This window comes from Mesorhizobium sp. M4A.F.Ca.ET.020.02.1.1, from assembly GCF_004022645.1.
Classification (GTDB): domain Bacteria; phylum Pseudomonadota; class Alphaproteobacteria; order Rhizobiales; family Rhizobiaceae; genus Mesorhizobium.
In genome coordinates this window covers 1-1,889 of sequence record NZ_RZOI01000958.1, presented here as the reverse complement: position 1 = coordinate 1,889, position 1,889 = coordinate 1, and the positions used below count along the sequence as shown (strand labels likewise).

The 1,889-nt window shown below is 61.3% G+C and carries 5 protein-coding genes; all 5 read right to left on the bottom strand.

Annotated elements, in window-relative coordinates; genetic code table 11:
- On the bottom strand, positions 1 to 241 hold a 241-nt coding region (gene rplF / locus EN742_RS33610), incomplete at its 3' end, for a 50S ribosomal protein L6 (protein WP_128333810.1).
- 89 nt (positions 242 to 330) lie between these two features.
- Complete coding sequence (rpsH, locus tag EN742_RS33605) at positions 331 to 729, bottom strand: 30S ribosomal protein S8 (protein ID WP_126054443.1); 399 nt, start codon at positions 727 to 729, stop codon at positions 331 to 333.
- 13 nt (positions 730 to 742) lie between these two features.
- Entirely contained in the window at positions 743 to 1,048 is a 306-nt protein-coding gene (gene rpsN, locus EN742_RS33600) for a 30S ribosomal protein S14 (protein ID WP_126054442.1), read from the bottom strand.
- Positions 1,049 to 1,074: 26 nt separating this feature from the next.
- Positions 1,075 to 1,653 (bottom strand): 50S ribosomal protein L5, encoded by a 579-nt coding sequence (gene rplE / locus EN742_RS33595; protein WP_126054441.1) that lies wholly within the window; start codon positions 1,651 to 1,653, stop codon positions 1,075 to 1,077.
- Positions 1,646 to 1,889 (bottom strand): 50S ribosomal protein L24 (gene rplX / locus EN742_RS33590; protein WP_128333809.1); only part of this gene is annotated, 244 nt, incomplete at its 5' end. The genes rplX and rplE, both read right to left, overlap by 8 nt.

The window sequence follows — 1,889 nt, the reverse complement described above, 5'->3', positions numbered from 1 at the left end:
CCTTCACACCCTGCAGGATGTTGACGATCTGCGTGCGCGACATGCCCCACTTGGCGCGGGCGGTCTTTGTCTGGTCGCGCGGCTGGACGGCAATCTCGGTGCCTTCCAGCTTGACCAGCACTTCGTCGTTGACCACGAACTTCAGCTCACCCTTGGGGCCCTTCGCCGTCACGGTCTGGCCGTTGACGGTCGCGGTCACGCCCTGCGGCAGCGAAACGGGTTTCTTTCCAATACGAGACATTTTGTTGTCCTCGTCACTTCTCTAGGTTCAGGGTCCAGTTTTCGAGCATTCCCGAAAACCGGATACCGCTTTCGATATCACGCGCCAGATCAGAAGATCTGGCAGAGGATTTCACCGCCGACGTTCTGCTCGCGCGCTTCGTGGTCGGCCATCACGCCCTTCGGCGTCGAAAGGATGGCGATACCGAGGCCGTTGGCGACCTGCGGGATCGACTTGGCCGAGACATAGACGCGGCGGCCCGGCTTCGAGACACGGGCGATTTCGCGCACGACCGGCGCGCCGTCGAAATACTTCAGCTCGATCTCGATTTCGGACTTGCCGTTCTCGAAGTCGGTCTGGCTGTAGTCGCGGATATAGCCTTCTGCCTTCAGCACGTCGAGGACGCGGGTGCGCAGACGCGAAGCCGGGGTCGAGACGCTCGACTTCTTACGGCCATAGGCGTTGCGGATGCGGGTCAGCATATCGCCGAGAGGATCGCTCAATGACATCTCAATGTCCTCCTTACCAGCTCGACTTGACCAGGCCCGGGATCTGGCCGTTGTTGCCAAGATCGCGAAGCGCGATACGCGAAACCTTGAGCTTGCGATAGTAGGCGCGCGGGCGGCCGGTGACTTCGCAGCGGTTGCGGATGCGGATCTTGGCCGAGTTGCGCGGCAGTGCCGACAGCTTCAACTGGGCGCGGAAACGCTCTTCCATCGGCTTGGACTGATCCATGACGATGGCCTTCAGTGCCTTGCGCTTGGCGGCATATTGGTCCGCAAGCTTCCGGCGCCTGTTGTTCTTCTCGACTGAGCTGGTCTTTGCCATTTCAGATTTTTCCTTTTTCGCTGCCGTTACTGGCGGAAGGGGAAGTTGAAAGCCTTGAGCAGAGCCCTGGCTTCGTCGTCCGTCTTCGCCGTCGTACAAACGATGACGTCCATGCCCCAGACCTGATCAACCTTGTCGTAGTTGATCTCCGGGAACACGATGTGTTCCTTGATGCCCATGGCATAGTTGCCACGGCCGTCAAAGCTCTTCGGGTTCAGCCCGCGGAAGTCGCGGACGCGCGGCAGCGCGATGTTCACGAGGCGATCGAGGAACTCGTACATGCGTTCCTTGCGCAGCGTGACCTTGGCGCCGATCGGCATGTTCTCGCGCACCTTGAACCCGGCGATCGAGTTGCGGGCGCGGGTGACGACGGCCTTCTGGCCGGCGATCATCGCGAGGTCCTCGGCCGCGACCGAAGGCTTCTTCGAATCGCCGGTCGCCTCGCCGACGCCCATGTTCAGCACGATCTTGTCGAGGCGCGGAACCTGCATGTCGTTGTCGTAGCCGAACTGCTCCTGCAGCGCCTTGCGGATGGTCTCGTTATAGACCTTCTTGAGGCGCGGCTCGTTCTTGGCAGCCGCCTGCTTGGTTTCAGCCTTAGCCATTGATGACTTCTCCCGAACGCTTGGCGACGCGCACCTTCTTGCCGTCCTTCTGGATGGTGAAACCGACGCGGGTCGGCTTGCCGTCCTTGGGGTCGGCCAGCGCGATGTTCGACAGGTGGATCGGCGCTTCCTTGGTGATGATCCCGCCCTCTTGGGACTGGGTCTGCTTCTGGTGACGGCGGATCAGGTTGACGCCGCGCACCAGCGCGGTGTCTTCCTTCGGCTGCACCGACAGA